This is a genomic window from Stenotrophomonas sp. GZD-301 (genome assembly GCF_049310345.1).
In the GTDB taxonomy this organism is placed as follows: domain Bacteria; phylum Pseudomonadota; class Gammaproteobacteria; order Xanthomonadales; family Xanthomonadaceae; genus Stenotrophomonas.
Window position 1 is genome coordinate 69,170 of sequence record NZ_JBMOWY010000028.1, and the last position, 21,675, is coordinate 90,844.

16 protein-coding genes and 9 tRNA genes are annotated in these 21,675 nt (G+C 67.4%); 12 read left to right on the forward strand and 13 right to left on the reverse strand.

Going from position 1 to position 21,675, the window contains the following annotated elements:
• The first annotated feature begins 20 nt into the window (after positions 1-20).
• From ACO6VK_RS07555 to ACO6VK_RS07570, 4 genes are all read left to right on the forward strand, one after another.
• Positions 21-2,387, forward strand: a complete 2,367-nt coding sequence (locus ACO6VK_RS07555) for a Tex family protein (RefSeq protein ID WP_422506283.1) — start codon at positions 21-23, stop codon at positions 2,385-2,387.
• A 427-nt stretch (positions 2,388-2,814) separates the two neighbouring features.
• Entirely contained in the window at positions 2,815-5,007 is a 2,193-nt protein-coding gene (locus ACO6VK_RS07560; RefSeq protein ID WP_422506284.1) for a PAS domain S-box protein, read from the forward strand.
• A 260-nt stretch (positions 5,008-5,267) separates the two neighbouring features.
• Positions 5,268-7,121, forward strand: a complete 1,854-nt coding sequence (locus ACO6VK_RS07565; protein WP_422506285.1) for a methyl-accepting chemotaxis protein — start codon at positions 5,268-5,270, stop codon at positions 7,119-7,121.
• Positions 7,122-7,603: 482 nt separating this feature from the next.
• On the forward strand, positions 7,604-8,248 hold the full coding sequence (locus tag ACO6VK_RS07570) for a hypothetical protein (RefSeq protein ID WP_422506286.1): 645 nt from the start codon (positions 7,604-7,606) through the stop codon (positions 8,246-8,248).
• Positions 8,249-8,272: 24 nt separating this feature from the next.
• Here the strand turns inward: ACO6VK_RS07570 and ACO6VK_RS07575 are convergent, their stop codons facing one another.
• The 3 genes from ACO6VK_RS07575 to ACO6VK_RS07585 form a co-directional block, all read right to left on the reverse strand.
• Positions 8,273-8,542 carry a hypothetical protein gene (locus tag ACO6VK_RS07575; protein ID WP_422506287.1) on the reverse strand — a complete coding sequence of 90 codons (270 nt, stop codon included), beginning with the start codon at positions 8,540-8,542 and terminating at the stop codon, positions 8,273-8,275.
• A gap of 130 nt (positions 8,543-8,672) precedes the next feature.
• A complete protein-coding gene (locus ACO6VK_RS07580; protein ID WP_422506288.1) occupies positions 8,673-9,059 on the reverse strand; it encodes a hypothetical protein in 387 nt (128 codons plus the stop codon).
• A 171-nt stretch (positions 9,060-9,230) separates the two neighbouring features.
• A tRNA-Leu gene (locus tag ACO6VK_RS07585) sits at positions 9,231-9,317 on the reverse strand.
• 125 nt (positions 9,318-9,442) lie between these two features.
• On the opposite strand from ACO6VK_RS07585, the gene ACO6VK_RS07590 reads away from it, so the two are divergent.
• A complete protein-coding gene (locus tag ACO6VK_RS07590; protein ID WP_422506289.1) occupies positions 9,443-9,823 on the forward strand; it encodes a response regulator in 381 nt (126 codons plus the stop codon).
• A gap of 20 nt (positions 9,824-9,843) precedes the next feature.
• On the opposite strand, the gene ACO6VK_RS07595 is transcribed toward ACO6VK_RS07590, so the two are convergent.
• Positions 9,844-10,800 (reverse strand): SOS response-associated peptidase family protein, encoded by a 957-nt coding sequence (locus tag ACO6VK_RS07595; RefSeq protein ID WP_422506290.1) that lies wholly within the window; start codon positions 10,798-10,800, stop codon positions 9,844-9,846.
• 104 nt (positions 10,801-10,904) lie between these two features.
• Between ACO6VK_RS07595 and ACO6VK_RS07600 the strand changes: the two genes are divergently transcribed.
• Positions 10,905-11,321, forward strand: a complete 417-nt coding sequence (locus ACO6VK_RS07600) for a GNAT family N-acetyltransferase (protein WP_422506291.1) — start codon at positions 10,905-10,907, stop codon at positions 11,319-11,321.
• Between the two features lie 62 nt (positions 11,322-11,383).
• On the opposite strand, the gene ACO6VK_RS07605 is transcribed toward ACO6VK_RS07600, so the two are convergent.
• From ACO6VK_RS07605 to ACO6VK_RS07645, 9 genes are all read right to left on the reverse strand, one after another.
• Positions 11,384-11,459: transfer RNA gene (locus ACO6VK_RS07605), tRNA-Glu, on the reverse strand.
• Between the two features lie 49 nt (positions 11,460-11,508).
• A tRNA-Ala gene (locus ACO6VK_RS07610) sits at positions 11,509-11,584 on the reverse strand.
• A 114-nt stretch (positions 11,585-11,698) separates the two neighbouring features.
• Positions 11,699-11,774: transfer RNA gene (locus ACO6VK_RS07615), tRNA-Glu, on the reverse strand.
• 48 nt (positions 11,775-11,822) lie between these two features.
• A tRNA-Ala gene (locus ACO6VK_RS07620) sits at positions 11,823-11,898 on the reverse strand.
• Between the two features lie 124 nt (positions 11,899-12,022).
• Positions 12,023-12,098 (reverse strand) — tRNA-Glu (locus ACO6VK_RS07625).
• A 50-nt stretch (positions 12,099-12,148) separates the two neighbouring features.
• Positions 12,149-12,224, reverse strand: a tRNA-Ala gene (locus ACO6VK_RS07630).
• A gap of 145 nt (positions 12,225-12,369) precedes the next feature.
• Positions 12,370-12,445, reverse strand: a tRNA-Glu gene (locus ACO6VK_RS07635).
• Positions 12,446-12,498: 53 nt separating this feature from the next.
• A tRNA-Ala gene (locus ACO6VK_RS07640) sits at positions 12,499-12,574 on the reverse strand.
• Positions 12,575-12,723: 149 nt separating this feature from the next.
• On the reverse strand, positions 12,724-13,122 hold the full coding sequence (locus tag ACO6VK_RS07645) for a heavy metal-responsive transcriptional regulator (RefSeq protein ID WP_422506292.1): 399 nt from the start codon (positions 13,120-13,122) through the stop codon (positions 12,724-12,726).
• A gap of 224 nt (positions 13,123-13,346) precedes the next feature.
• On the opposite strand from ACO6VK_RS07645, the gene ACO6VK_RS07650 reads away from it, so the two are divergent.
• From ACO6VK_RS07650 to ACO6VK_RS07675, 6 genes are all read left to right on the forward strand, one after another.
• On the forward strand, positions 13,347-14,411 hold the full coding sequence (locus ACO6VK_RS07650) for a GlxA family transcriptional regulator (RefSeq protein WP_422506293.1): 1,065 nt from the start codon (positions 13,347-13,349) through the stop codon (positions 14,409-14,411).
• 75 nt (positions 14,412-14,486) lie between these two features.
• Positions 14,487-15,290 carry a redoxin family protein gene (locus ACO6VK_RS07655; protein WP_422506294.1) on the forward strand — a complete coding sequence of 268 codons (804 nt, stop codon included), beginning with the start codon at positions 14,487-14,489 and terminating at the stop codon, positions 15,288-15,290.
• A gap of 39 nt (positions 15,291-15,329) precedes the next feature.
• The gene (dsbG, locus tag ACO6VK_RS07660; RefSeq protein WP_422506295.1) at positions 15,330-16,151 is read left to right on the forward strand and encodes a thiol:disulfide interchange protein DsbG; all 822 of its coding nucleotides are present in this window, start codon (positions 15,330-15,332) and stop codon (positions 16,149-16,151) included.
• Positions 16,152-16,510: 359 nt separating this feature from the next.
• Entirely contained in the window at positions 16,511-17,944 is a 1,434-nt protein-coding gene (locus ACO6VK_RS07665; protein WP_422506296.1) for a DcaP family trimeric outer membrane transporter, read from the forward strand.
• A 51-nt stretch (positions 17,945-17,995) separates the two neighbouring features.
• Entirely contained in the window at positions 17,996-19,345 is a 1,350-nt protein-coding gene (adiC, locus tag ACO6VK_RS07670; protein ID WP_422506297.1) for an arginine/agmatine antiporter, read from the forward strand.
• A 21-nt stretch (positions 19,346-19,366) separates the two neighbouring features.
• Positions 19,367-21,655, forward strand: coding sequence for an Orn/Lys/Arg decarboxylase N-terminal domain-containing protein (locus tag ACO6VK_RS07675; RefSeq protein ID WP_422506298.1), 2,289 nt, complete (start codon positions 19,367-19,369; stop codon positions 21,653-21,655).
• Positions 21,656-21,675 lie beyond the last annotated feature (20 nt).

The window sequence follows — 21,675 nt, forward strand, 5'->3', positions numbered from 1 at the left end:
CGTGGCTCCGGCCGGAAGCAATGCCTGACATCAAGCTCGCCCAGCAGATCGCCCAGACCATCGCCGACGAAATCGGCGCCCAGCCTGCCCAGGCGCGTGCCGCCATCGCCCTGTTGGACGAAGGCGCCAGCGTCCCGTTCATCGCCCGCTACCGCAAGGAAGTCACCGGCGGGCTGGACGACACCCAACTGCGCAACCTGGAAACGCGCCTGACCTACCTGCGCGAGCTGGAAGACCGCCGTGCTGCCGTGCTGTCCAGCATCGACGAACAGGGCAAGCTCAGCGACGAACTGCGCCTGGAGATTCTGGGCGCGGACACCAAGTCGCGCCTGGAAGACCTGTACCTGCCGTACAAGCCGAAGCGGCGCACCCGCGCGCAGATCGCGCGCGAGGCCGGGCTGGAGCCACTGGCCGATGGCCTGCTGGCCGATCCCGGCCTGGACCCGCAGGTGTTCGGCGCGACCTTCGTCGATGGCGACAAGGGTGTGGCCGACGTCAAGGCAGCCCTCGAAGGCGCCCGTGCGATCCTGATGGAGCGTTGGGGCGAGGACGCGGCGCTGGTCGGTGAGCTGCGCAGCTGGCTCGGCGAGCACGGCGTGATCCGCGCCCGTGTCGCCGAGGGCAAGGAAGAGCAGGGCGCCAAGTACCGCGACTATTTCGAGCACGCCGAGTCGCTGGCGAAGATTCCCTCGCACCGCCTGCTGGCGCTGTTCCGCGCGCGCCGCGAAGACATCCTGTTCCTGGAACTGGACCCGGGCAGCGATGCCGAGGCCGGGCATCAGTACGCCGAGGGTCGCGTGGCGTACAACGCCGGCATCCGTGATGCCGGGCGCCCGGGCGACCGCTGGCTGCTCGACGCCTGCCGCCTGACCTGGCGCGCCAAGCTGCATATGCACCTGCTGCTGGACCTGTTCAACCAGGCGCGCGAAAAAGCCGAGGCCGACGCCATCGCGGTGTTCGGCGACAACCTCAAGGACCTGCTGCTGGCCGCGCCGGCCGGCCCCAAGACCGTGCTTGGCCTGGACCCGGGCATCCGCACCGGGTGCAAGATCGCCGTGGTCGATGCCACCGGCAAGCTGGTCGCCACCGACACCATCTACCCGCACGAGCCGCGTCGCCAGTGGGACCAGTCGCTGAACACAATCCGGCAGCTGTGCACCAGGCACAACGTGGAGCTGATCGCGATCGGCAACGGCACCGCCAGCCGCGAGACCGACAAGCTGGCCGGCGATGTCATCAAGGCGCTGGGCGACACCCGGCTGCAGAAGATCGTGGTCAGCGAGGCCGGTGCGTCGGTGTATTCGGCCTCGGAGCTGGCGGCCAGGGAGTTCCCCGAGCTGGACGTGTCGATCCGCGGTGCGGTGTCGATCGCGCGGCGTCTGCAGGACCCGCTGGCCGAGCTGGTCAAGATCGAGCCCAAGGCGATCGGCGTGGGCCAGTACCAGCATGATGTGGACCAGTACCGCCTGGCGCGCGCGCTGGATGCGCGGGTGGAAGACTGCGTCAACGCGGTGGGCGTGGAGGTCAACACCGCGTCGGCCGCACTGCTCTCGCGGGTGTCCGGCCTGTCGTCCACCGTGGCCGAGAACATCGTGCGCCACCGTGACGACAACGGTCCGTTCAAGCGCCGCAAGGACCTGCTCAAGGTGCCGCGCCTGGGCGACAAGACCTTTGAACAGTGTGCCGGCTTCCTGCGCATCGCCGACGGCGACCAGCCGCTGGATGCCTCGTCGGTGCACCCGGAAGCGTATCCGGTGGTCGAGCGCATCGTGGCGGCCACCGCACGCCCGATCAAGGCGCTGATCGGCGACGGCAGTTTCCTGCGCGGCCTGAAGGCCGAGCAGTTCACCGATGCCACCTTCGGTGTGCCGACCGTGCGCGACATCCTCAAGGAGCTGGAAAAGCCCGGCCGCGACCCGCGCCCCGAGTTCAAGGCGGCGCGCTTCGCCGACGGGGTGGAAGAGCTGAAGGACCTCCAGGTCGGCATGATCCTGGAAGGCGTGGTCAGCAACGTGGCTGCGTTCGGCGCGTTCGTGGACATCGGCGTGCACCAGGACGGCCTGATCCACATCTCGGCGCTGTCGGACACCTACGTCAAGGACCCGCGCGACGTGGTCAAGGCCGGCGACATCGTCAAGGTGAAGGTGCTGGAAGTCGATGTGGCCCGCAAGCGGATCGCGCTGACCCGTCGCCTCGACGACACCCCGGCACCGGCCAAGGCCCCCGGCGAGCGCGATGCGCGTCCGGCCGGCGGCCCCCGTCGCGACGGCGGTGGTCCGCGCCCCGGCGGCCGGGGTGGCCCGTCCGGCCCGCGCCCGGGCAGCGCCGCGCCGCCGGCCAACAATGCCCTGGCCGACGCCTTCGCCCGCGCAAAACGCGGCGGTTGAGTGCCCCGGGGGCGGCGCCGGTCGCGGGGGTGGCCAACCCCACCCCCATCCCCGGCCAGAGGACGGGGGGGGGCCGCGAAACCGAGTGGTGAGTGCCTCGGGGTAGGCCACCCGCCCTGGACTGCCCCCCGCCGACCGCGGTCCCGGGCAGGCGGCATGGGCAGCGCGCAGGCCTGTTTTTGTGGGGTGCCGGCCGCTGCGGGGCCACGGCTGGCCGTTGCGCCGCCGTGCCGCAGGCGTGCCTGCTGACCGGGGTACTTCTGGTTTGACTCCGGTTTAAGCACACTTCCCGTTGAATGGCCGCACGGCGTGGCGCGCGGTCGCGGGGAGGGGACATGGCGGACATCAGGAACAGGGCGTACGGCCGGGCAGATGCCCGGGCCGCGCACGCAGCTGCCGCGTCGGCCCCCGGCCCCCGGGGGGCGCCATGAGCCGCGAGCCGGGCAGCGTTCCCACCCCGCCGGACGATCTGTCCGACCAGCATCGCCGCATGGAAAAGATCATCGACGGCATCGCCGCCGGGACCTGGGAATGGAACATCCAGACCGGGCAGATGCGGGTCAACGAGCGCTGGGCCGACATCGTCGGCTACACCCGCGAGGAACTGGCACCGATCACATCGGAGACCTTCTTCCAGCTGGTCCATCCCGACGACCTGGCCACCTCCAACGCACTGCTGAAGGAGCACCTGGAAGGACGCTCGCCGCGTTTCGAGAGCCTGTGCCGGATGCGCCACAAGGACGGGCACTGGATCTGGGTGCAGGACCGCGGACGCATCTACGAATGGGATGCGCAGGGCCTGCCGGTGTGGATGGCCGGCGCGCATGCCGATGTCACCGACCTCCAGAACGCGCGCCAGGATGCGGCCAACATGCGCCAGCGCCTGCAGGCGGTGGTGGATGCATCCGACGAAGTGGCGGTGATCGCCACCGACGTCGATGGCGTGGTCAACCTGTTCAACACCGGCGCGCAGAAGCTGCTGGGCTACAGTGCCGAAGAAGTGATCGGGCGGGTCAACCCCGGCCTCTTCCACGATGCCGAGGAAATGCGCGCCTACCTGCAGCAGGATGCCGGCGACGGCGCAGCGCTGCCCAGCATCTTTGATGCGCTGACCGCGCGCGCCGCGCGGGGCACCTGGTCGCACCAGTGGACCTTCGTGCGCAAGGATGGCGAGCGCCGCCAGGTGCGCCTGTCGATCAGCCCGCTGGATTGTGCCAGCGGCACGCGGATCGGCTACGTCGGCATGGCGGTGGACATCACCCCGCTGCTGGCGATCCGCGAGCAGGCCTATGTGGCGGCGGAGAAGTTTGCCGGCGCGTTCTCCTCGGCTGCACTTGGCATGGCGCTGGTGTCGCTGGAAGGGCGCTGGCTGGACGTCAACGACGCCCTCTGCGGCATCCTCGGCTACACCCGGGCCGAACTGCTGCAGATCGACTTCCAGACCTTGACCCATCCCGAAGACCTGCACGCCGATCTGACCCTGGTCGGCGACCTGCTGGCCGGCCGTCGTGATCATTACCACATGGACAAGCGCTACCTGGGCAAGGCCGGCAACATTGTCTGGGGGCGGCTGTCGGTGTCGCTGGTGCGCGCCGGCAACGGCGAGCCGCTGCATTTCGTTTCGCAGATCCAGGATGTCACCGCGCAGCGCCAGAGCGGCCAGCAGCTGCGCGAGTCCGAACAGCGCACGCGGATCACCCTGGATGCGGTGGCCGACATGGTCCTGACCCTGGATCTGCAGGGCACCGTCCAGTACGCCAACGCGGCCGCGACCCGGGCCCTGGCCGGGGCGGGTGCCGAGGCGCTTACCGGTGGCCGGCTGGCCGAGCTGATGGAACTGACCACCGAGTACGCGCCACGCTCGCCGCTGGAGCTGGCCGTGCTCCTGGACCCGGACAGCAATGCCGTGGACCTGCATTCGGACCTGCTGCTGGCGGTGGGTGCCCAACGGGTGCCGGTGGACCTCACCCGCGCCTGGCTGCGTGGCGAGGATGGCGAGATCAGCGGCGCGGTGTGGGTGATCCGCGATGTGACCCAGCAGCGCGCGCGCCAGCGCGAAGCGCGCCATCTGGCCGAGGTCGATCCGTTGACCGAACTGAGCAACCGCCGCGGGTTCGAAGCGCACCTGCAGCAGGCGATCACCCACGTGGCCCGCACCGGGCAGCAGGCGTCGCTGATGTACATCGATCTGGACCACTTCAAGCCGGTCAACGACACGCATGGCCACCTCGCCGGCGATGCCGTGCTGTGGGCGGTGGCCAGCCTGCTGCGGCATGGCGTACGCGATTCAGACATCGTCGCCCGGCTCGGTGGCGACGAGTTCGCGGTGATCCTGGCGGGCTGTTCGCTCAAGCGGGCGCGGCGCATTGCCAGTGACCTGCTTGACGCGCTGCGCGCGCTGTCCATCCCGTGGGACCGGCAGCGTCTGGCGGTGGGGGCCAGCATCGGCATTGCCGCTCTGGGCGGCGCCATGAGCGTGGATGACGCCGTGGCGGCCGCCGATGCGCAGTGCTATCGGGCCAAGGCCGCGGGGCGCGACAACGTGCAGGTAGAGGCGCTGGGCGAGGGGCCGTTCGACCCGCTCGACAGTGGCGATACCAGCGAGGCCGGGGAGGGCTGAGCCCGCCATGCCGATTGATCGGTCACCCTAAAGGTTCCCGGCGAAGGGCCGCTATATCGGTCGGAGTTGCCCCCTGCGTGGCAGGGGGGCCTGGCAGCCTATCTGATCGACAGATCCACTCGACCGTGTACCGGTCGTGCAATGCCACTAGAAGTCGCGTCATTTCCACTGACGATGTTCGTGCGTCCCAAGCCAGCTGATCACCCGCGCCGGGCATCCCGTCCGGCGTCGCCATCGCTTATCGGACACGAGGTCATACGATGTTTACTTCAGGCTTGCATACGCCGGTGCCCGCACCGCTGTCGGTCACCGCCGTCGATTCGCCCTGGCGCGCCCTGCGCGGCCTGTTCAGCGCCCGCCGCAGCCACACGGAGGCCCGGACCGGGGCGGCCGCCCGCCACCAGGCGGCGCTGGAGGCGCAGGTCGCGGCCCTGCACCGCGTACAGGCGGTGATCGAATTCGACCTCGATGGCACCATCCTGGAGGCCAACGACAACTTCCTGCAGACGCTGGGCTACACCCTGGCGGAGATCCAGGGCCGGCACCACGCGTTGTTCGTCGACCCGGCGCAGGCGCAGAGCGAGGAGTACCGCGCGTTCTGGGCCAAGCTCGGGCGCGGCGAGTTCGATGCCGGCCAGTATCGCCGGGTCGGCAAGGGCGGTCGCGAGATCTGGATCCAGGCGTCCTACAACCCCGTGTTCGACAGCGATGGCCGGCCCTACAAAGTGGTGAAGTTCGCCACCGACATCACCGCGCAGAAGTTCCAGGCGGCCGATTTCGCCGGCCAGCTGGCGGCGATCAGCAAATCCCAGGCGGTGATCGAGTTCGACATGGACGGGCGCATCCTCGCCGCCAACGACAACTTCCTGGCGGTGATGGGCTACCGCCTGGAAGAGGTGCGCGGCCAGCACCATTCGATGTTTGCCGAGACCGCCTACCGCCAGAGTGCCGAGTACCAGCGCTTCTGGGAAAAGCTGGGGCGGGGCGAGTTCGACGCCGGCCAGTACAAGCGGTTGGGGCGCGATGGGCGCGAGGTGTGGATCCAGGCGTCGTACAACCCGATCTTCGACATGAACGGCCGGCCGTTCAAAGTGGTCAAGTACGCCACCGATGTCACCGCACAGGTACGCGCCAGCCTTGCCCTGGAGCAGGCAGTGGCGCAGACCCGCGAAGTGGTGGCGGCGGCGCAGGGCGGGGACCTCGCCGGCCACATTCCCACGACCGACAAGAGCGGCCCGATCGCCGAGCTGTGCGAGGGCATCAACGCGCTGGTCGAGGCGATGGCCTCGATCATCGGGCAGATCAAGTTCGCTGCCGACACCATCGCGGTCGGTGCCAGCGAGATCGCCGAAGGCAACAGCGACCTGTCGGTGCGCACCGAGCAGCAGGCCGCGTCGCTGGAGGAAACCGCCGTGTCGATGAAGGGGCTGACCGCGACCGTGCAGCGCACGGCCGACAACGCCCGCCAGGCCAGCGCGCTGGCCAGCGGCGCGGTCGATGTCGCCGACCAGGGCGGGCATGTGGTGCACGAAGTGGTCGCGACGATGGCGCTGATCAACGACTCCTCGCGGCGCATCGTCGACATCATCGGCGTGATCGACGGCATCGCGTTCCAGACCAACATCCTGGCGCTCAACGCGGCAGTGGAAGCGGCCCGGGCCGGCGAGCATGGCCGTGGCTTCGCGGTCGTTGCCTCGGAGATCCGCTCGCTGTCGCAGCGCTCGGCCGATGCGGCCAAGGAGATCAAGCAGCTGATCGGCGACTCGGTGGAGAAGGTCGGCGCGGGAACCGCACAGGTCGAAAGCGCCGGGCGGACGATGACCGAAATCGTGGTCAACGTGAAGCGCGTCAGCGCGTTGATGAGCGACATCAGCGCTGCCGCCCAGCAGCAGAGCGAAGGCATCCAGCAGATCAACCGCGCCGTGGAGCATATCGACGAAGGCACCCAGCAGAATGCGGCGCTGGTCGAGGAAGCATCGGCAGCCGCACGCAGCATGGAGGAGCAGGCGTCCCAGCTGCTGCAGACCGTGGCCGGGTTCCGCGTGGATGCGGCGGTGGCGCAGACGCAGCGGCAGGCGATGCAGGGCGGACAGCCGGTACTGCGGCTGGTGTGAGCGCCCGCGCGATGCGCAGCTGAACCGGCTGCACATCGCGCGCGCCTCTGGGATGCTCCTGCGTCCAACGGAGGGACGGGAGCGCGCGAATGCAACAGGGATGGGTGTGGGCGGTCGTGCTGGCGCTGGGCCTCTGAACAGGCGCTCGGTCAGCAGCGCGCTGCAGGATGCGCTGGCTGGGTGCGCACGCGGTTCGCCGAACGACCGCGAGCAGAAGCGGGCATGGAGAGGAGCAGAAGGAAAAGCAGTGCAAACAAGCGCACGGAAGAACACTGGTTGATGAAGTTGGCGTGCGGGCAACGCGTGCGAGAGGACGTGATGAGCCGATCACGACGCCGCGCGGAATCTGCGCGGTCGACGGAACGCCCCGCTACTGCATGTCCTGCTGCAGTCTGGCACGCACTTTCTGTCCACCGGCGTAATACGCGTGCATGCGCGGCCTAGAATCCGCCGTTTGGGATAGACAGCGGCGGGGCAGGGCGATGCAGGTGGTGGTGGTGATTGCGATCCTGCTGGGCATCGCGGCTGCGGGTGCAGCGATGTTCCTTTTGCGCCCTTTGCGATTCGTACGTCGCGGCAACCGCAAGCGCGGTGATCAGACGGACGCGGCGGCGGCGAGGGACGGCGCGGATCGCGCGGTTGTCGAGACGCGACTGCGGAAGATGAGCCGGCACCTGATGGCAGTCGACTACCGGAATGACGTTCGCGCGCCGTGCGCGACGCTGACGTTGAAAAAGGTCGGGCCGGACGCGCAAGCCACGTTCCACGCGTTCTGTGAGGACAGTGTGCGCATCCTGGCAAAGGTCACGCGGAACCCGCCAAAGGGGGCGTCCCCGGCATTCGTTTTTCTTCTGCGCGTGGATGTGATCACCAGCGATGGCGATGGTGCTCGACGCACGCAGGACACCCTGGCTCTGGAGATGGCCATCGCTGCCGATGCGGTGGGCCACATTCTTGCCGATGACGGACGACCGGCCGTCTCCGCGCTGCTGCGGCAGGCGCAGATCCGCTCCCACGATCCGATCGGGCGCGAGATGGTGCGTGCGTTCTGCTGCTGCGAGCGGTACCAGGGGTTCAACGGCCTCTCCCCATCGAGCACGTTTTGTTCGCGCGTGTTGCAGCCCTGACCGGGTGACGCGTGTGGGGTGTACTCAGCGCGGCGGGCAGCCGTGCGGATAGCGGTCAAGGAAGTCGACGAAGCGGGCGCCGGAGATGGGCTGTCGGCTGAAGCAGACCGGACACTCCAGCACCGCCCCGCCACCTGAAATGTTCAACAGTGCCGGCGGCGCCGTGGCGTGCAGGGTCTGATGGCAGTTGAGGCACTCGGCACGAACGCACAGGATCGCGTTGATCGTGGTCTGCGTCGCCGCACCGGGGATGCGGCTGACCTCGAACAGGTGGAACAGGCCGGTGTCCGGCACGGTCGTCGCCTCTGGCAGGTGGGATGCATCCGGCCATCAAGCTAGTCCCCGGGATGTGAGTGCCCTGCATGGGGCGGTGCCGCCGGCGGCAGCGAACGCCCCGGCGTAGACGGATGCCTGGTCCCGGTGCTTACCGGGTGCAGGGAAACATGCGGGCCAGGCCATAGCCGGCGTAGATCGACACGTAGATCTGGTCCCACTCGGGCGTCTGCATGTGGACCGCACGGTGGTCGGAGATCTCCTGCCGCACGGCAGCTTCCATCAGGTCGGCGCTGAGCTTGACCCCGGCGGGCATGCAGATCGTGTCGCCGGAGCGGAGCCTGATCTGCCCGGTGGTGGCATTCGTGGTCGCCAGGAAGGCTTCGGAGACGCCCTGGAAGTAGCTGAAGAGCGACATCCTCACCGTGATATCGCTGTCGGCCTTCTTTTTGAGCTGTTCGTAGCTCTCCACCGTAATCGCGTGAGCAGATGCCGTGCCAAGCAGGCAGGCCAGCGCCACGGTAATGCGTAATGTCATGCTTCCCAGCTCCCATCTGGCGCACACGCTCGTTGATGTCGAACGGGTGACGCGGGTTGTCCATGTGATCCTGCTGTTTCCAGCCGCCGTTGTGCGGGTCGTCCGGCGTAAACGAAAAACCCCGCCGAGGCGGGGTCTCATCTCCGGCAAGTGCGGAGCGTATCGTTCCAATGGTGCCGAAGGTGGGACTCGAACCCACACGCTTTTAAGGGCGGCGGATTTTGAGTCCGCTGCGTCTACCGATTCCGCCACTTCGGCTGGCTGGCCGCGTAGTGTATACAAAACCCGGTGCTGTGGGGAGACCTGAACGCTTCAGTGTGACGGCCGCCTTCATCGGGGTGGGACGCTATAATCACCGTGCTGAACCATACAGGGAGCCGGGGATGAGCGCGTTGCAGGATCTACGGGTGCTGGTGGTGGAAAACGATGAGATGAGCGCGGCCCTGCTGCAGATGCAGCTGGTACAGTCCGGCGCGGTCGTCGTCGGGTTGGCGGCATCGGTGTCCGAGGCATTGCGCCTGCTGGGCGAGACCGCGCCGCAGGTCGCGCTGCTCGACTACCGCCTGGCCAACAACGAAACCAGCGAGGCGGTGGCTGCCGGTCTGACCGCGCGTGGCATTCCCTTCGTGCTGGCAACCGGCATGTCGCCGGATCATCTGCCGCCCACGTTCCGCACCGGCGTCGTCCTCAGCAAGCCGTACCTGACCGCTGAACTGACGGCCGCGCTCGAGCGAGCACGCCAAGGCGATTCAGTCGCCGGCTGATGCGCCGGCAGCGGCATGCGTCACGCCGCTTCGAGATAGCCCAGGTCGACCGGTTCGCGGTCGTCGAGGATGCGGTACTGCGCGGCCAGATCGGCCGGGTCTGGATTGAGCCACGCGTCCAGGTGCTCCGGCCGGATCGGCACGATGCAGCGGTCATGCCCGGCGGCGGCCACGGCCACCGGTGGTTCGTCGGTGATCGCCGCGAACGACAGCAGCCGGCCTTCCGGTCCTTCCCATTCCGACCACAGGCACGCCACCAGCAGGTCGCGTGGCGGCTGCGGGCGGAACTCCAGCACGACGTTCTGCGCGCGCTCGCCGGGTGCCAGCGCACGGTGCTCGAGCGCATGGCGCGGAACGTGTTCGTAGAACGCCTGCACCACCACCACGCCGTGGCGATGACCGAATGCGGGCTTCCAGTAGCCGCCGAGGCTGTCGCGGCGCGCATTGTAGGTGCCCGGGTAGAGCACGTCGTTGCGGGCCGGCACGTCCGGCAGGCGACATTGGTAGCGCATCGGCTTGATCACGCGCTGGCCGCCCTCCGACACGATCACCGGCGCATACACGCCGGGGAAGATGCGGCTGTCGCGCGGCAGCAGCCCGGTGCGGTGCAGGTCATCCAGGCGCGCCTGGGCGCGCTCGATCCGGTTGCCGGCAATGCGTATCTCGTTGCGCGCCTTCTGCGAGGGACGGGCGGCGAACTGGGCGTCGGCCGCTGCCAGGCGCGCCGACTGCAGCCGGATCTCCTCGTCGAGCGCGCGCATTTCCTCGGCGTGCCACTGCTGGATCTTCGCCACGATGTCCTGACCCTGCGACGTGCGTGCGCCGGCAAACCCGTCGTCCATCGCCTTGGGTGTCTTGGGCCTCGCCTTGCCCGGATCGTGCGCGTAGAGCTGCGCGAATTCGTCCAGCGACATCACGGCGCCGTACTCGCGGACAAGCTTGGTGTAGTCGGCACGGATCAGGGCGGAGTAGCACATGGCGATGGCGGTGGCGGGCAGGGGAACAGCATAGGCGGGTGAGTCTCACCCGGTGCGCATGGGGTGCGTCATGCTACCGCCCTGTTCATCCCGAGGAATCGCCCATGTCCCTGCCTGCCGGCCTGCAGCTCCATCCCGTACCACCGACTGTCGAGGAGTACCGCCAACTGCGCGTGCTCGCCGGCCTGAGCCCCAAATCGCTGGAGGCGGCCACGCTGGGCCTGCCCAACACGGTCTTCGGGGTGAGCATCCGTGACGGCGAACGGTTGGTGGCGATGGGCAGACTGGTCGGCGACCGCGGCTGCTTCCTGCAGGTGGTGGATATCGCGGTGGTTCCGGATCGCCAGGGGCAGGGGCTGGGCAAGGCGGTGATGGGCGCGCTGGATGTCTGGCTGCGCGCGAACGCGGTCGGCGCGTACGTCAGTCTGATCGCCGATGGCCAGGCGCATCGGCTGTACGCGCAGTTCGGATTCGCCCAGACCGCCCCCAGGTCGGTGGGCATGGCCAAGGTGGTGTGCTGACCACGCGGAGAAACCTGCACAAACAAAAAGCCCCGACCGAAGTCAGGGCTGTTTGTTGAAGCTGGCGTCCCCACGGGGATTCGAACCCCGGTCGCCACCGTGAAAGGGTGATGTCCTAGGCCTCTAGACGATGGGGACGCGTTAAACCGAATTTTTGCTTCTGTCGGACGGCCTGTGTCCGGAGAAGTGGTGGAGCCAGGCGGGATCGAACCGCCGACCTCCTGCATGCCATGCAGGCGCTCTCCCAGCTGAGCTATGGCCCCACGTTGATGCTGCGAGCCGCCTATCATAGCGATGCTTTTGCCGGATGGGAAGCTTTTTTTTGAGGCTGGCGCCAACAAAAAGCCCCGACCGAAGTCAGGGCTGTCTGTTGAAGCTGGCGTCCCCACGGGGATTCGAACCCCGGTCGCCACCGTGAAAGGGTGATGTCCTAGGCCTCTAGACGATGGGGACGCGTTAAACCGAATTTTTCTTCTATCGGACGGCCTGTGTCCGGAGAAGTGGTGGAGCCAGGCGGGATCGAACCGCCGACCTCCTGCATGCCATGCAGGCGCTCTCCCAGCTGAGCTATGGCCCCACGTTGTACCGCGAGCCGCCTAGTATACCTGCCTGTTCACGTTTGTGGAAGACCACATTCGAAACCCGCAGAGGGCGGTGAATAAAAAGACCCGGCATGCCGGGCCTCGGTATTCGTTGATAAGTGGCGTCCCCACGGGGATTCGAACCCCGGTCGCCACCGTGAAAGGGTGATGTCCTAGGCCTCTAGACGATGGGGACGCATAAACTCATCAAATTTTTCAGCGCTCCTGACGGCCTAATGTCCGGAGTGGTGGAGCCAGGCGGGATCGAACCGCCGACCTCCTGCATGCCATGCAGGCGCTCTCCCAGCTGAGCTATGGCCCCACGATGCTGGAGGCGGAATTCTACGCGTGTGCGATGCATTCGCCAAGTCTTTTCTCTGACACAACCCTGAAAAAAATCTGGATCGCGACAGCATTCGTGTCAAACAAAACGCCCCGGCCAAGACCGGGGCGTTCTGCGTTTCAATTGGCGTCCCCACGGGGATTCGAACCCCGGTCGCCACCGTGAAAGGGTGATGTCCTAGGCCTCTAGACGATGGGGACGCACGAAAACCGAATTTTTTCCCACGTTGCTTCAATCGGCCTAATGATTGAAGTGGTGGAGCCAGGCGGGATCGAACCGCCGACCTCCTGCATGCCATGCAGGCGCTCTCCCAGCTGAGCTATGGCCCCACGTCGTGAGGAGCGAAATCATAGCGACGACGTTTTCGATTGGCAAGAGAAAACTGCACGAAATTTCTCATCCATTGCTTGAACTGCATTCACGCCGGTCGCGCCGAAAACGCGAAGCATCACCCTTGCCGTGCAGGAGGGCAGGGCGGCTATTGGTGCGGCGCCGTCAATGCGGCCAGGATCGGGCACTGGCCGCGTTCGCCGTGGCCGGGGCACGCGTCCACCAGCTGCTTCAGTGCGCCATGCATGCGCTGCAGCTCGCCGATGCGCTGTTCGATGTCCTGCAGCTTCTGCACCGCGGTAATGCGGACCTGCGCCATGTCCTGCCCGTGCTGGTCGCTGAGCGAGAGCAGTTCGCCGATTTCCTCCAGGCTGAAACCCAATGACTTGGCGCGACGGATGAACTGCAGCCGGGTCAGGTCGTCGTCGCTGAACACCCGGTAGCCCCCGGCGCTGCGGCGCGCGGTCGGCAGCAGCTGCTGCCGCTCGTAGTAGCGCACGGTGTCGATGGGCACGCCGGCCTGGCGCGCGAGCTGTCCAATGTTCATGACCACCTCGGAAGAAGATCGCGGCCATTGTGGACCCTGGAGTCGGGTCAAGGGTCAAGGGTCTGGTCGTTGGGCGGCCCTGCGCACGGTTGCCTGCAAATATGCAATTAGTTTCATGGATGGCCCGCGATGCCGTCCGTAACCTCCAGCGAACTGTTGATCGGGCGTGCGCGGAAGCGCCTCCCGCCCCCCCATGACGGGTAACGCTGCTGGAGCAAGGTTGCATGAACACCTCGTTGAACTCCCTTCCGCCGCGGCGCAAGCCGGCTGCGCCAACGCTGATGGAAGTGGCCGTGCTCGAGTACGCCGGCAGCATCCGCGGTGCGGCGACGGTGCTTTCCGAGCTGGCCCAGCTCTCCAACCGGGTTGCGGCGGCCGGGCGGCGACCCGGCGCGCGCATGCTCGTCACCCGCTGGACCCTGTGTCCGCGGGGCGGCGGAATGCAGCGCATGGCCGGTGCCACCTTGTTCGGCGAGGCGTTGCCGGCGGTGGTGGTGCTGCCGGGCAACGAACCGGGTTGGGCGATGGCGGTGGCCGGCGAGGAACTGCTGGCCTGGGTGCGCGACTGCCACGATGCCGGCAGCCTGCTGGCCGGGTGCGAGGAGGGCGCGCTGCTGCTGGCCCGTGCCGGCGTGCTGGCCGGGCGGCCGGTGCGCCTGCCCAGCCTTGACCGCTATGCGGCACTGAACGCGATCGTGCCCAGCTGGCTGCCCAGCGAACGCACCCTGGTGGACGATGGCGATCTGCTGACCGCCGCCGGCACCGATGCCTGGAAGTACCTGAGCCTGCGCCTGCTCGCCCGGGTGTATGGGCATAGCGTGATGTCGTCCGTGTCCCAACAGCTGCAGCTGGTGATTCCGCGCACCGTGCAGGACGATCTGGAGCGCTTCAGCCCGAACTTCGCCCACGGCGACCGCTGCATTCTCAAGGCGCAGCGCTGGCTGCACGGCATCGCAGCGCGTGGGGTGAGCCTGCAGGACATCTGTGATTCGGCGGGGTTGGAGCCGCGTACCCTGCAGCGCCGCTTCCTGCGCGCTACGGGCATGCGGCCCATCGAGTACTGCCAGCGGCTGCGCATCGCCAAGGCGCAGATGTTGTTCCAGGCGGGCGGGGCGATCGACGAAGTGTCCTGGCACGTCGGCTATTCGGACCAGAGCGCGTTCCGGCGGCTGTTCCTGCGCATCGTCGGGACCACACCGGCGCGCTACCGGCGTCAGATCGTCAGCCAGCGACGCGAACGCATCGCAACCGCCCCGGCGCGCGTCGTGGAGACCATGCGCGCGGCATGACGTGCGGCGCTGCGGCTTGATCGCATCGGCGCATGCTGGGACCATGCGGGTCGGCCCGATACCGAAAGCGAAACGATGATCAGCAGTGTCGGCCCGGTGCCGTTGGTGGTGGTGTGGGTGCTGGTTGCGATGGGTGTGGCGATGCTGGTGGCGCGCGCGCTGCGCGGTGCGCCGCAGGAAAACGCGCCCACGCCGCGCAGTGTGTTGTTCGACATGCTGCTGGTCGGCCTGCTGGCCGGCCGTCTCGGTTTCATCCTGCGCTACTGGGCCGACTACCGCCACGATGGCTGGGCGGTGCTGCGCCTGGGCGATGGTGGTTTCCTGGCATGGGCAGCCATCCTGGTCGGCCTGGGCTGGGGCGCATGGCGCCTGCGGCGCTGGCCGCACCTGCGCCGCCCGGTCGCGGCCGGCGCGTTGGCCGGCGTGCTGTGCTGGGCCGCGCTGTCGGTGGGCAGTGGCTGGCTGCAGCGCGATCGCATCGCACTCCCCACGCTGGCGCTGACCCGCCTGGACGGTACCGCCGACACGCTGGGCGGCGCACACGCACAACCCACGGTGGTCAATCTCTGGGCCACCTGGTGCGGCCCGTGCCGGCGCGAAATGCCGGTGCTGGCCCGCGCCCAGCAACGCCATCCCGACCTGCGCTTCGTGTTCGCCAACCAGGGCGAGACCGCTGAAGACGTGCAGGCGTTCCTCAAGGCTGAACACCTGTCGCTGCACAATGTGCTGCTGGACGAGCCGATGCATGCCGCCGCCGCGCTGCAGGTACAGGCGTATCCGACTACCCTGTTCTTTGATCGCGACGGGCGGTTGCGTGACGTGCACCTGGGGGAACTCAGTGCCGCCGGTCTGGAATCCAAGCTCGTGCGGCTGCGATAGCCGCGCGGGTTCTTTTGTCTTTTGATCCCGGGAGTTGCCATGTTGTCCACATCCTTCCCTGCGCTGGGTACCGTGCTGAGCGCCGCGCTGCTGCTGGGCCTGTCCGGTTGCAGCCAGGCCCAGGCGCCGAAGGCGCCTGCCGCCGCCACTGCCGGCAAGCCGGGCGAGCGGCCGGCCGTGCTCAAGAGCATCGAACAACAGGGCTTCGAGGTGATGGGCGAGTTCGATGCGCCCGGCGGCCTGCGCGGCTTCGCCGGCGTGGTGGGCGGGCAGCAGCCGGCCGCCGCGTACGTCACCGCCGATGGCACGCACGTCCTGGTCGGCAGCCTGTTCGATGCCCAGGGCAAGGACATCGGCACCGAGCCGGTGGAGCGCCTGGTGGCCGCGCCGATGTCCGCGCGCCAGTGGGCCAAGCTCGATGCCAGCGCCTGGGTGCGCGATGGCCGCGCCGACGCGCCGCGCGTGGTGTACACCTTCAGCGATGCCAACTGCCCGTACTGCCATCGGTTCTGGGAAGCGGCGCGGCCGTGGGTGGACAGCGGCAAGGTGCAGCTGCGCCACGTGATGGTTGGCGTGATCCGCGAGGACAGCCCGGCCAAGGCGGCGGCGATCCTCACCGCGCCGAACCCGAGTGCGGCGCTGCTGGAGAACGAGCATCGGTTTGAGCAGGGCGGCATCAAGCCGGTGGCGAACCTGACCGCGGAAGTGGCCAACAAGCTCGACGCCAACCAGGTGCTGATGATCGAGATGGGCTTCCAGGGCACGCCGGGCATTCTGTTCAAGGATGACAAGGGCATGCTGCAGCGTCGTGCCGGCATGCCGCAGGGGCCGGACATGGACGTGGTAATGGGCCCGCGCTGAGTCGCACAGCCCAACTACATATCGCGCGCCGGTGCAATGCCGGCGCGCCGAACCGCCGCGCCGTGGTATCGCCAGCGCCGGTTGATCTGGATCAAGGAAGAAAATCCGGCGCGCACTAGCCTGTAGCGCATGCGGGATTCCTCAGTAGTTCTACTGGTTCCACGTCGCACGGCGGGTCGGTCATCGATTCGCCCGCAAACGTTCACGAACCTCTCACCTCGCCATTGGTACTCAAGCCGCTGGTATGCATGCCGAACGCGACATGCGATCCGGGATGAGGAGGGAATCCCACGCCGGTACCTGCGTCGTCGCCTCGCGACGTCGACGGGCAGCACTGTCTGTGATTCATGGAGGATGCAATGCGCCTGGCTGTCTTGACGTTGGCAGGTTCGCTCGCGCTGGTGGCTGTTCCGGCGCATGCACAGGATTCGGCCGAGGCGCTGCGTCAGGAGATCCGGTCGCTGCGGCAGACGCTGGAATCGATGGAAAAGCGCCTGGATGCCATCGAGTCGGGGCAGACAACGACCCCCTCCGCAGCAGCAACGCCCACACGCGTAATCCCGGCTCCAGGCGAGGTTGCCTCGCTTTCCGCACCCACCGGCAGCGCAGCGCATGTCCCCGGCAGCGGCCAGGCGATTCTGCCGCAGCGCGATTCGGTGGCCGATCCGTCCAGTGCCGCCTCGCGCCCGGACAGTGCTGCCGGACCGACCGATCCCGATCTCAAAGGCTTCTTCGCCGTGCCCGGCACCGATACGCTGATCCGCATCGGTGGCTACGCCAAGCTGGATGCAATCGCCGACGCGCGCGCAGCGGGTGACCAGGAACAGTTCGTCACCTCGTCGATCCCGGTAGGCAGCGCGCACCGCGATGTGTCCAACTTCACCCTGCATGCCAAGCAGACCCGCTTCAGCTTCGAAGCGCGGCGCCCGACCACGCACGGCAACCTGCGCTTCTACCTGGAGAACGACTTCTTCGGCAGCAGCGACAGCTACCAGTTCAGGCTTCGCCATGCCTATGGCCAGCTCGGCAACACCTACGCCGGGTACGGCTATTCCACGTTCATGGATGCCGACAGCCTGCCCGACACGCTGGACTTTGCCGGGCCGGGCGGCGCGGGCTATCTGCTGGTGGCCGGCATCCATCACAGCTTCGCATTGGGCAAGGGCAACACCCTGACCGTGGCCGCCGAAGACCCGGACACGCAGCTCAGCGCACCGGCCGACGGCGTGATGGCGGTGGACCGGTTGCCCGATGTCACCGTTACCGCGCGCATGGAACGCGACTGGGGCCACCTGCAGCTGGGGGCGGTTGCGCGCAGTCTGGGCTACGACGGCGATGACGGCGATGGCCGTCGTTTCGGCGGTGGCGTGCAGTTGAGCGGCTCTGCGTCGGTGGGCGAGCAGGATCTACTGCTGTTCGGCGCATTGGGCGGCAAGGGCCTGGGACGCTACACCGCCGACCTCACCGGGTCGGGCATGGATGCGGTGGTAACGGCCGACGGACGCCTGCAGGCGCTGTCGCTGTACGGCGGCTTCGTGGGCTACACGCACTACTGGTCGCCGCTGTGGCGGTCCAACCTGATCTACGGCCAGCTCACCGGCGGTCGCAATGCCGCGCTGGCGGCCGACGCCTTCCGGCAGAGCCGCTACGGGGTGTTCAACCTGCTGTGGAGCCCGGCCCCGTCCTGGACGATGGGCATGGAACTGCTGTACGGCCAACTGGAACAGCAGAGCGGACAACGCGCGGACACGGTGCGGCTGCAGGGCAGCCTGCAATACAACTTCATCAAGTAAACCCTCACGCCCGGCGCGACCGGGCCCATGCCTGGCAAAGGAGAAACCGTCATGGCAGAAGCGAAGAAAATCGGGGTGGTCGGTGCCACCTTCCTGGTGGCCGGCAACATGATGGGTTCGGGGGTGTTTCTGCTGCCCTCCAGCCTGGCCAAGATCGGCACCGCGTCGATCTGGGGCTGGTTGATCACCACCGCCGGCGCGCTGCTGCTGGCCTTCGTGTTCGCCAAGCTCGGCAAGCTGGCGCCCAAGGCCGGCGGTCCATACGCCTACGCGCGCGACTGGTTCGGCCCGTACATGGGCTTCCAGACCAATACCATCTACTGGTTCGCCAACTGGATCGGCAACGTGGCCATTCCGATCGCGGCGGTGGGCTACTTCAGCTACTTCTTCCCGATCCTGTCCGAGCCGCTGCCGCGCTGCCTGGCAGTGCTCGCGCTGGTGTGGGCGCTGAGCTTCGCCAATGTGATCGGGCCGTCCTTCGTCAGCCGGCTGCAGACGGTGACCACCAGCTTCGCGCTGGTGCCGATCCTGGGCATCGCGATCTTCGGCTGGTTCTTCTTCGACCCGACCATCTTCAAGGGCGCCTACAACGTGTCGGGCGAGTCCAACTTCGGCGCGGTGTCCAGCGCAGCGGCACTGACCCTGTGGGCGTTCATCGGCGTGGAGTCGGCGTCGGTCACCGCCGGCGTGGTCGAGAACCCGGAAAAGAACGTGGCCCGCGCCACCCTGGCCGGCGTGTTCCTGGCGGCCGTGGCCTACATCGCCAGCTCCTCGGTGATCATGGGCATGGTCCCCAATGGCGAACTGCAGGTGTCCGATGCGCCGTTCGCGCTGGCCGCGGCCAAGGCGGTCGGCGGGTGGGGTGGGGCGGCGGTGAGCCTGTGCGCCTTCATCGGCGCAGCCGGTTCGCTCGGTGGCTGGATCCTGCTGACCGCGCAGAGCGCCAAGGCGGCGTCGGACGATGGCCTGTTCCCGAGCATCTTCAGCCGCACCAACAAGGATGACGTGCCGGTCAAGGGCGTGCTGATCGTGGCGGTGCTGATGACCCTGGCGGTGCTGGTGACGTCCACCTCGGCCACCGCGTCGGCGCAGTTCGACGTGATCACCTCGGCGGCCGTGGTGCTGACCCTGCTGCCGTACATCTATTCCTGCGTGGCCTGCTACTTCGTGGTCGAGCGCTCGCACACGCTGGTGCATACCGGCGCGTTCTGGGTGCTGACCAGCATCACCGTCGTGTACTGCCTGTGGGCGATCTTCGGCTCTTCCGGCAGCATCGTGCAGTACGCCTTCCTGTTCGTGCTGTTCATCACCGTGTTCTACCCGTTCTTCAGCGAGGAGCGCCGCCGCCAGCGCGGCCTGCTGCCGACGCAGAACGCGGTGAGCAATCCCAAGCTTTCGTGACATTGCCCCAGGAGAATGCCTGTGTACTTCAAGTCGCTTGATTACCCCATCATCGTCATCGACGACGATTACGAGTCCCCGCGCATCGGTGGCATCCTGATCCGCGCCCTGGTCGACGAGCTGCGCAAGAATGACCAGCGCGTGCTCTGTGGCCTGACCCTGGCCGATGCCCAGGCGGGCGCACGTACCTACGTGGCTGCCTCGGCGGTGCTGATCTCCATCGACGGCACCGAGGACAAGCCGGAACAGTTCCAGCGGCTGCTGGGCTTCCTGCGCGAGCAGAGCGCGCGGCGCGGCGATCTGCCGGTGTTCCTGTACGGCGAACGCCGCACCATCGAGAAGGTGCCGAGCAAGCTGCTCAAGTACGTCCACGGCTACGTGTTCCTGTTCGAGGACACCAAGAGCTTCATCTCGCGGCAGGTGATGCGCGCGGCCGAAGACTACATGCAGAACCTGCTGCCGCCGTTCTTCAAGGCGCTGATCCACCATACCGCCGAGTCGAACTACTCCTGGCACACCCCCGGCCATGCCGGTGGCGTGGCCTTCACCAAGTCGCCGGTCGGACGGGCCTTCCACCAGTTCTATGGCGAGAACACGCTGCGCAGCGACCTGTCGATCTCGGTGCCCGAGCTGGGCTCGCTGCTCGATCACAGCGGCCCGATCAAGGAAGCCGAAAACGAGGCGGCGCGCAACTTCGGTGCCGACCACACCTTCTTCGTCACCAACGGCACCTCCACCGCCAACAAGATCGTCTGGCACGGTACCGTCGGCCGCGGCGATGTGGTCTTCGTGGACCGCAACTGCCACAAGTCGCTGCTGCACTCGCTGATCATGACCGGTGGCATCCCGGTCTACTTCACCCCCAGCCGCAACGCGCACGGCATCATCGGGCCGATCAGCCTGGACCAGTTCACCCCCGAAGCGCTGCAGCAGGCAATCGCCGCCAACCCGCTGGCGAGCAAGGCCTACAAGGCCGGCTCCAAGCCGCGCATCGCGGTGGTCACCAATTCCACCTACGACGGCCTGTGCTACAACGCCGAGAAGATTGCCGAGGAGATCGGCAGCGCGGTGGACTTCCTGCATTTCGATGAGGCGTGGTACGCCTACGCGGCGTTCCACCCGTTCTATGAGAACCACTACGGCATGGCCAAGGGCAAGCCGCGCGAGCAGGATGCGATCATCTTCACCACGCATTCCACGCACAAGCTGCTGGCCGCGTTCTCGCAGGCATCGATGATCCACGTGCGCAACGCCGCCACCCGCGAGCTGGACGCCGAGCGCTTCAACGAAGCGTTCATGATGCACACCACCACCAGCCCGCACTACGGGGTGATCGCCGCGTGTGACGTGGCGTCGAAGATGATGGAAGGCGCCGCCGGTGAATCGCTGGTGCAGGAAATGCACGACGAGGCCATCGCCTTCCGCCGCGCGATGCTGCACGTGCGCGAAGATCTCGGTCGCGACGACTGGTGGTTCAGCGTGTGGCAGCCGGACAAGCTGGAGCGCTCGTTGGCCAAGGGCGATGCCCCGGCACCGTTGGTGGCCAAGCGCGAGGAGTGGTATCTGCAGCCCAACGCGCATTGGCATGGCTTCGACGGGCTGGTCGAGGACTACGTGCTGATCGACCCGATCAAGGTGACCCTGCTCACGCCGGGGCTGTCGATGGACGGGGACATGGGCGAGCGCGGCATTCCGGCCGCGGTGCTGAGCAAGTTCCTGTGGACGCGCGGCATCACCGTGGAGAAGACCAACCTGTACTCGGTGCTGTTCCTGTTCTCGATGGGCATCACCAAGGGCAAGTGGAGCACGCTGGTCACCGAGTTGATGGCATTCAAGGAGCTCTATGACAGCAACGCGCCGCTGAGCCGCGCCTTGCCGCAGCTGGCGGCCGACTACCCGGCGGCCTACGCCGGCTGGGGCCTGCGCGACCTCTGCCAGGCACTGCACGCCTTCAACGGTGAGTTCGCCGTGCCGCAGGTGATGCGCGAGATGTACGTGGACCTGCCCGAACCGGTGTTGACCCCGGCCGAGGCCTACGACCATCTGGTGCGCGGGGAGATCGAGCGGGTCGACATCGAGGCCATCAGCGGGCGCATCGCCGGCACCATGCTGGTGCCGTACCCGCCGGGCATCCCGACGATCATGCCGGGCGAGCGGTTCGGCGCCACCGACGAGCCGATCATCCAGTCGCTGCGCATCGCCCGCGAACAGAATGCGCGGTTCCCGGGCTTCGAGTCGGACGTGCACGGGCTTATCATCGACCGCGACGGCGATACGCCGAGCTACAAGGTGGAGGTGCTGAAGGTCTGACGCCCGCGCGACGGACCCTC

What these genes read in the sequence shown, in the direction of transcription:
- ACO6VK_RS07645 (WP_422506292.1), bottom strand. Translation starts at nt 13,122, where the DNA reads ATGAACATTGGACAGCTCGCGCGCCAGGCCGGCGTGCCCATCGACACC.
- ACO6VK_RS07655 (WP_422506294.1), top strand. Translation starts at nt 14,487, where the DNA reads ATGATCAGCAGTGTCGGCCCGGTGCCGTTGGTGGTGGTGTGGGTGCTG.
- dsbG (WP_422506295.1), top strand. Translation starts at nt 15,330, where the DNA reads ATGTTGTCCACATCCTTCCCTGCGCTGGGTACCGTGCTGAGCGCCGCG.
- ACO6VK_RS07650 (WP_422506293.1), top strand. Translation starts at nt 13,347, where the DNA reads ATGAACACCTCGTTGAACTCCCTTCCGCCGCGGCGCAAGCCGGCTGCG.
- adiC (WP_422506297.1), top strand. Translation starts at nt 17,996, where the DNA reads ATGGCAGAAGCGAAGAAAATCGGGGTGGTCGGTGCCACCTTCCTGGTG.
- ACO6VK_RS07600 (WP_422506291.1), top strand. Translation starts at nt 10,905, where the DNA reads ATGTCCCTGCCTGCCGGCCTGCAGCTCCATCCCGTACCACCGACTGTC.
- ACO6VK_RS07555 (WP_422506283.1), top strand. Translation starts at nt 21, where the DNA reads ATGCCTGACATCAAGCTCGCCCAGCAGATCGCCCAGACCATCGCCGAC.
- ACO6VK_RS07665 (WP_422506296.1), top strand. Translation starts at nt 16,511, where the DNA reads ATGCGCCTGGCTGTCTTGACGTTGGCAGGTTCGCTCGCGCTGGTGGCT.
- ACO6VK_RS07570 (WP_422506286.1), top strand. Translation starts at nt 7,604, where the DNA reads ATGCAGGTGGTGGTGGTGATTGCGATCCTGCTGGGCATCGCGGCTGCG.
- ACO6VK_RS07595 (WP_422506290.1), bottom strand. Translation starts at nt 10,800, where the DNA reads ATGTGCTACTCCGCCCTGATCCGTGCCGACTACACCAAGCTTGTCCGC.
- ACO6VK_RS07580 (WP_422506288.1), bottom strand. Translation starts at nt 9,059, where the DNA reads ATGACATTACGCATTACCGTGGCGCTGGCCTGCCTGCTTGGCACGGCA.
- ACO6VK_RS07560 (WP_422506284.1), top strand. Translation starts at nt 2,815, where the DNA reads ATGAGCCGCGAGCCGGGCAGCGTTCCCACCCCGCCGGACGATCTGTCC.
- ACO6VK_RS07590 (WP_422506289.1), top strand. Translation starts at nt 9,443, where the DNA reads ATGAGCGCGTTGCAGGATCTACGGGTGCTGGTGGTGGAAAACGATGAG.
- ACO6VK_RS07565 (WP_422506285.1), top strand. Translation starts at nt 5,268, where the DNA reads ATGTTTACTTCAGGCTTGCATACGCCGGTGCCCGCACCGCTGTCGGTC.